Origin of the sequence: Commensalibacter sp. A3DC (assembly GCF_047307945.1) — a bacterium.
GTDB classification, from domain to species: domain Bacteria; phylum Pseudomonadota; class Alphaproteobacteria; order Acetobacterales; family Acetobacteraceae; genus Commensalibacter; species Commensalibacter melissae.
In genome coordinates, this window is the sequence record NZ_JAXOQA010000079.1 from 1 (window position 1) to 6,815 (window position 6,815).

Consider the following 6,815-nt stretch of genomic DNA (forward strand, 5'->3'; position numbering starts at 1 on the left):
TTTTTTTATTGACATAAAAAGTGATAATATGTCACATTATGCATATAAGATAATTAATACATCTTTGAACACATTAAGAAGACAAACAATGAAACACAATTCACCATAGATTCCCCTCAAGAAAAAGGAAATGACTCTAAAAGCCACATCCTGATCTTATTCACATGCTCGATGAACAAACATTATAAATTATAATTAACTTAAAGCTAATATAGAGTCATAAAAGAAACAAAAAAAGACCGAGCGGCAACTCGATCTTTTCCCTAACCCCTAGTGGAGTAAAATACAATGTATCTTATCAATACATTAAAAAAACTATTTTGTCCAGAAAATTCTTCCAGTGAAATCGACAAACGGTATGACATTCATCATTTGAATATCATTCATTTTTATGAATTAGAAATACTGGAAATGAAAAACAGGATTTGTTCATTGAAAGACAATATCAAAAAAATGGATCGTTGTGAAATAAGGATAGCCGGTCTCAATCAGGAAAGGGCGAAACATTACCGTGACCAGCGTGAGAAATATGAACGTCAGGTTAAAGAACTGCAAAACAGTATCTCCCTAAGAGAGGCGATACTTACATCATCAATCAGCTGCTAGAGAGTGAGATCGCAAAAACTAAGGGAAATAAACCGCTGACACAAGGATTTTCCAGATGGATATGATTGTGTTGCTGACAATATTGATATCCAGTTCCGCATGGTTTGGATACGCATTGTCAAACGTTATGAATAACATAAATAAACACCAGTGATTAAATGAGGTGAAATCATGAATGACAAGTTATCATCTATCGTGAAAAAATCAGCAAGAAAAAGATTCTGTTTAACTGTCAGGCAATTCGCGATAATGACAATGGTCTATATGGATGGAATTGAGGACAGTACGGGGTACTATGCAAACGATCTCAATCTATCAAGAGCGGATGTTTGCAAGGCACTCAATCGCCTGGAAGAAATACATCTTGTAAAACGTGAAAAACATTTATGCGACGATAGAAAAATAAAGGTTACAAAAACCGATACCGGTATCCAGTACATAAAAAATATTGGTGCCATTCATTAAACAAGATCATGAAAATGAAACAAGATAATACTGTTGTAAGAGATATTCCTGAAGTAGGAAAGTTAATAAAATGGTTATGAATGTAGAGGTATCATATTGCGTTGCTATATATAACAGACATTTTTATTTTTGTATTGATTATTTTTATGATGATAAACAATCAAACAAAGATAATTTGACAAAATTTTTGAAAAATTTTTCTAATAAAGAACTGTATTTGGGAATTTGTGAGGAATTTCCTGAAGAAAAAGAAGAATTAAAGGAAATACAGGATGATAGGGACGCTCTGATAGATTTTATCATGAATAAAATTGATGAAGAAATGAGCGACATATAAATAAATTTCCTTAATTCATAAAAGATCAAACAAGACAAAAAAGACTGCCGATACAATGAACGATAGAGAAGAAAACAAGATCACCAGATTTCAAAAAGATTATGAAAAACTTCTAAAAAAATACAATCTTGGTCATGTAATCAATCCAATCATCGGTTTCGACCTTATCGCCCTCATGGCCAACTTCAGTGAAAGAGAGGTTAGAAGACGGGCGAAGGACAGCGATTTCCCGCCAATCTATCAAATGTCATATAAAAACAAGGGTTGCAAATTGCATGACGTGCAGCAATGGATAGACAGCCATAAGATATGATGGAATTTTACCGTACGGAAACCAGATCATCCGCATCCCTCAAATCCCTGGTGATTATATCAGCCCATTCCTGCATCAATATTTTTCTACGGTCAAAATGTGTTGTCCTGTTATAGGATCCCTCAACCTTATTTGGATTGATATGTGCAAGTGCGAGATCAATTACAAACCTGTCCTGTGGAAACCTTTCGTTCATGATCGTGGAAAACAGGGTGCGAAAACCGTGCGGTACATGCCTTTGATAATAGCCTGCCCTGTTGATTAGATAACCCAGGGCGTTTTCACTCATTGCCTTTGAAGAATGCCGATAATTGGGAAATACATATTCAAGATGGCAACTGAACTGTCTGACAAGATTGATTACCTCCACAGCCTGACGTGACAATGGAACAATATGTTCCCGCTTTTTATCCTTCTCCCCTTTCATGCGTTCTTTCGGAATACGCCATACAGGATTTTCACCTTCAAGATTTTCAAATTCAGACCATCGTGTAAATCTCAATTCCGATGACCTGACCGCTGTAAGTATCAGAAAACGCATCGCCAGTTTCGTAACCGGATAGGCGGGTATTTTGTCAATCTGGTTTATCATGCCCACCGCTTCATCAAAATTGATAATGGCCGGTTGTTTCCCCCTGGTTATCGGCAATAGGGCAGGCCCTATGATAGATGCCGGATTGTCCTTGCATATTCCGCTCGCAATGGCATGAACGAAAATCCCGTCCAGTCTCTGGCGAATGCGGTGGGCTGTCTCTATAGCCCCCCTTTTCTCGATATCCTGCAGATTTTTCAGAATAATTTGCGGAGTCAATTCTGTAATGGGTATTCCACCCAAATAGGGAAAAACATCCCTTTCCAGACTACGGATTACATCCTTTGCATGTTTTTTTGACCAAAGAGCTTTTTTTGTGTCCCACCATTTCCTTGCCACAACCTCAAGGGTGTTTTCATAATTTGATATGGCAAGCTCTTTTTTCAACAGTTTGTCTGTATTTGGATTGCGTCCCTCACGAATTCCGTTCCTCACATCAAGTGCGGCTGATCTTGCATCTGCCAGGGACATGGATGGATAATGCCCGATTACGATCATGGATTCTTTACTGTTGAATTTATAACGAACCCGCCATGATTTTGTCCCTGATCTTGATACATTTAGATAAAGGCCATTCCCGTCATTCAGACGATATGGCTTGTCTTTTTTCCTGGCGGAATTAACCCTTGAATCTGTCAACACGGTTTGTACCCACTTTCCTTGAATTTGTACCCACTTTTGTACCCACTTTCTATCGCATAATCTGTCATGAACTGGCAAGAATATGATAGGTAAATATGGATTTTTTCAGGAAAAACAAGGTATTTGTCAGGAATTGGCAATATTCAACATATGTAACTGGCGGAGGGGATGGGATTCGAACCCACGGTACGGCTTACACCGTACAACGGTTTAGCAAACCGTCGCCTTCAGCCACTCGGCCACCCCTCCGCAAGAAGAGCCTGCCTATAACACGACGTTTGCTTTTACCGTTTCTAATCATTTATTCGAGGACTGTCAATTTCCTTTTTTAATTTTTATCAAGATAAATGCTTTTTTAAAAGCTCATTAACTATTGCGGGATTGGCTTTACCCTTCATTTCCTTCATAACCTGTCCAACAAAGAAACCAAAAAGCTTGTCTTTACCTGATTTATATTGTTCAACCTTATCTGCATTGGCTGACAGGATATCCGCAATCACTTTGTCAATTGCCGTAGTATCCGTTACCTGTCTCAAACCTTTGCGTTCCACGATATCCGCAGGCATATCACCTGTTTCAACCATATCCTCAAAAACCTCCTTGGCAATCTTACCATTGATGGTTTTATCAGCGATCAAGTCCAGCAAAGCACCAATTGCCTCAGCCTTTACAGGACTTTCATGGATTGACAGCCCCTTTTTATTCAATACGGCAAACAGTTCGCCTGTGACCCAATTAGCGGCCAAACGCCCATCCCGACCCTTTGCAACAATTTCAAAAAAATCGGCAATGTCTTTTTCAGCTACCAGAACATTGGCATCATAACGGGGCAATCCATACTCATTCTGGAAACGGTCTCGTTTTGCATCCGGCAATTCAGTCAGGGTTGCCTTGAGATGGTCAACATGAGATTGCTCAACGACCAGAGGCAGCAAGTCCGGATCTGGGAAATAACGGTAATCATGGGCGTCTTCCTTGCTGCGCATCGTACGGGTTTCCCCCCTGGCAACATCGAATAAACGGGTTTCCTGATCCACCTCTCCCCCATTTTCATAAATTTCCACATGTCTTTTGGCTTCAATTTCAATTGCCTGCATGACATACCGAATGGAGTTGATATTTTTCAATTCGCAACGCGTACGATATTCCTCACCATGCTTACGGACAGACACATTCACATCCGCACGCATTGATCCCTCCTCCATATTTCCATCACAAGTACCCAAATAGCGCACAATCGCACGGATTTTGCGTAAGTAGGCACCTGCCTCTTCCGGTGAGCGCATATCCGGCTCACTGACAATCTCCATCAAAGCAACACCAGAGCGATTTAAATCAATACAGGTCTCTTTTGGGGCAAGGTCATGAATGGATTTTCCCGCATCCTGTTCAAGATGCAAACGGGTAATACCAATCTTCTTGACCGTACCGTCATCCAGTTCGATCTCGATTTCACCCTTGCCAACAATAGGATGCGTAAATTGAGAAATCTGGTATCCCTGTGGCAAATCGGCATAAAAATAATTCTTGCGGTCAAAACGGCTTACCAGATTAATCTGGGCATTTAACCCAAATCCTGTACGAATGGCCTGATCAACACATTCACGATTGATGACGGGCAACATACCGGGAAAAGCGGCATCAACAAGACTGACCTGCGTATTGGGTTCACCACCAAAATGCGTGGAGGCACCTGAAAACAATTTGGCCTTACTGATAACCTGGGCATGGACTTCAAGACCAATAACAACTTCCCAGGATCCTGTTGACCCTTCAATCACATAACTCATAGGGAAACTCCAGAACGAATGGCGGGTTTATATGTGAAATTGGCAGCTTTTTCCATTGCTGACCCAACAGCAATCAGGGTCTCCTCATCAAATGGACGACCCAGCAACTGCAAACCCAGGGGAAGACCCTGGTCATTTAACCCGGCCGGCAAGGCCAGACCAGGCACTCCGGCCATACTGGCGGGAACGGTGAAAATATCATTCAGATACATTTGTACGGGATCATCCTGATGTTCACCTTTGGCAAAAGCGGCTGATGGTGCCGTTGGTGTCAAGAGAACATCCACCTTTTCATAGGCATTCATGAAATCCTGATAGATAAGTTTGCGAACCTTCTGCGCCCGGAGATAATAGGCATCGTAATAACCGGCCGACAACACATAAGTACCCATCAAAATACGGCGTTTCACCTCTGTACCAAAACCCTCTCCGCGTGTATTCGCATAGAGTTCCTCAAGACTTTTTCCACTGACACGGCGACCATAGCGCACCCCGTCATAACGGGCCAGATTGGATGAGGCTTCAGCAGGGGCAATGATATAATAGGTGGCCAATCCGTATTTAGTATGAGGCAGGGAAACATCCACGATCTCGCAACCGGCCTCTTTCAACCAGTCAATTCCCTGCTGCCAGATTGCCTCTATTTCAGATGACATGCCAGGAGCGCGATATTCTTCTGGAATACCCACACGCAACCCCTTCAATGAACGGTTACAGGCCGCACGATAATCCGGAACCGCCCTGTCCACGCTTGTGCTGTCTTTTGGATCAAAACCGGCCATTGATTGCAACAAGATTGCACAATCCTCAACGGTTTTTGCCATGGGCCCAGCCTGATCAAGCGAGCTGGCAAAGGCAATAATGCCCCAACGACTGCACCGCCCATAGGTTGGCTTGATTCCGGTGATACCGCAATATGCTGCCGGCTGACGAATGGAGCCACCCGTATCCGTTCCGGTTGCCCCCAGAGCCATCCGCGCCGCCACGGCAGCCGCGGAACCACCAGAAGAGCCGCCGGGAACCAGAAACGCATCATCATTTTTGCGTTTCCATGGATTTTCAACGGCACCGAATGCCGAATTCAGGTTGCCGGATCCCATTGCGAATTCATCAAGATTGGTCTTGCCCAAAAAAACGGCTCCATTCCTCAATAAATTCGAGGTCACCGTACTTTCATAGGGTGGAACAAAATTTTCCAAGATACGGCTGGCGGCGGTTGTTGGAATATCCCTTGTACAAAAAAGATCCTTGATCGCCAAAGGAATACCGGTCAGTACCGGCGCATTCCCCGAAGCCAGTTTTTCATCTGCCACCTTGGCCTGACCAAGGGCGACCTCTTCCGTTACCGAGATATAGGCATTGATCCGGCTGTTTAACTGACCAACCGCCTTCAGATGATCCCGTGTCAATTCCTCCGCGCTGAATTTCTTTTGACGCAGGCCCTCGACCGCGTCTGTAATCGTCATTTCTGTCAGCATTATTCAACCACTTTCGGAACAGCATAAAAATCGGCAATACGTTCTGGAGCATTGGATAAAACAGCCTCACGGCAATTGCCATCGGTAACCTTATCATCACGCATTCTCAATTGTGCATTTTCTGCCCCAACCATTGGTTCAACCGCAGAAACATCCAGCTCGTTCAACTGCTCAACCCAGTGTATTATACCCCCCAAATCCCGGGCATAGGTTGCCAGTTCTTTTTCCTTGACGGCAAGTGCAGATAATTTAGCGACCCGTTGGACAATCTTCATGTCCAAGGAATCATCCTTTTGCTTATCAGTCAATTCTTCCCTCACAATAATAATAAAATTTCAAAATGAAAAAATCAATTTTAATCCATCTATATCAAAAGATCAAAACAAACCTTTTTCCCAAATATTCATATTAGCTATTTAAATTGGCCGGATGGGGTTACAATATTAAAGGGGGCAAAAGAATAACGGTTTGCGGAAACCAGACCGTGCAAAAAGGATAAAAAAAACTGAATGATTTTCACTCGATATTCCAGAATCTGATTCAGGAATAACTAATAAGCAAAATCACCCAGCCTGAAATTTATTGATAAAAA

The 6,815-nt window shown here is 42.5% G+C and carries 8 protein-coding genes and 1 tRNA gene; 4 read left to right on the forward strand and 5 right to left on the reverse strand.

Annotation, left to right across the window (positions count from 1 at the left end; genetic code table 11):
- Positions 1-288: 288 nt before the first annotated feature.
- The 4 genes from U0839_RS07980 (at position 289) to U0839_RS07995 (ending at position 1,721) form a co-directional block, all read left to right on the forward strand.
- Positions 289-606, forward strand: coding sequence for a hypothetical protein (locus U0839_RS07980; protein WP_413550440.1), 318 nt, complete (start codon positions 289-291; stop codon positions 604-606).
- A gap of 171 nt (positions 607-777) precedes the next feature.
- Positions 778-1,071 carry a transcriptional regulator, SarA/Rot family gene (locus U0839_RS07985; protein ID WP_413550441.1) on the forward strand — a complete coding sequence of 98 codons (294 nt, stop codon included), beginning with the start codon at positions 778-780 and terminating at the stop codon, positions 1,069-1,071.
- A 70-nt stretch (positions 1,072-1,141) separates the two neighbouring features.
- A complete protein-coding gene (locus tag U0839_RS07990) occupies positions 1,142-1,408 on the forward strand; it encodes a hypothetical protein (protein ID WP_413550442.1) in 267 nt (88 codons plus the stop codon).
- Between the two features lie 55 nt (positions 1,409-1,463).
- The gene (locus U0839_RS07995) at positions 1,464-1,721 is read left to right on the forward strand and encodes a hypothetical protein (protein WP_413550443.1); all 258 of its coding nucleotides are present in this window, start codon (positions 1,464-1,466) and stop codon (positions 1,719-1,721) included.
- A gap of 7 nt (positions 1,722-1,728) precedes the next feature.
- On the opposite strand, the gene U0839_RS08000 is transcribed toward U0839_RS07995, so the two are convergent.
- The 5 genes from U0839_RS08000 to gatC all read right to left on the reverse strand — a co-directional run bounded on the left by U0839_RS08000 (position 1,729) and on the right by gatC (position 6,498).
- The gene (locus U0839_RS08000; protein ID WP_413550444.1) at positions 1,729-2,955 is read right to left on the reverse strand and encodes a tyrosine-type recombinase/integrase; all 1,227 of its coding nucleotides are present in this window, start codon (positions 2,953-2,955) and stop codon (positions 1,729-1,731) included.
- A gap of 157 nt (positions 2,956-3,112) precedes the next feature.
- A tRNA-Ser gene (locus U0839_RS08005) sits at positions 3,113-3,204 on the reverse strand.
- Between the two features lie 89 nt (positions 3,205-3,293).
- A complete protein-coding gene (gatB, locus tag U0839_RS08010; RefSeq protein ID WP_155568884.1) occupies positions 3,294-4,745 on the reverse strand; it encodes an Asp-tRNA(Asn)/Glu-tRNA(Gln) amidotransferase subunit GatB in 1,452 nt (483 codons plus the stop codon).
- Complete coding sequence (gatA, locus tag U0839_RS08015; RefSeq protein ID WP_155565021.1) at positions 4,742-6,223, reverse strand: Asp-tRNA(Asn)/Glu-tRNA(Gln) amidotransferase subunit GatA; 1,482 nt, start codon at positions 6,221-6,223, stop codon at positions 4,742-4,744. Before gatA ends, gatB begins: the two co-directional genes overlap by 4 nt.
- Positions 6,223-6,498, reverse strand: a complete 276-nt coding sequence (gene gatC, locus U0839_RS08020) for an Asp-tRNA(Asn)/Glu-tRNA(Gln) amidotransferase subunit GatC (protein WP_155565071.1) — start codon at positions 6,496-6,498, stop codon at positions 6,223-6,225. Before gatC ends, gatA begins: the two co-directional genes overlap by 1 nt.
- Positions 6,499-6,815 lie beyond the last annotated feature (317 nt).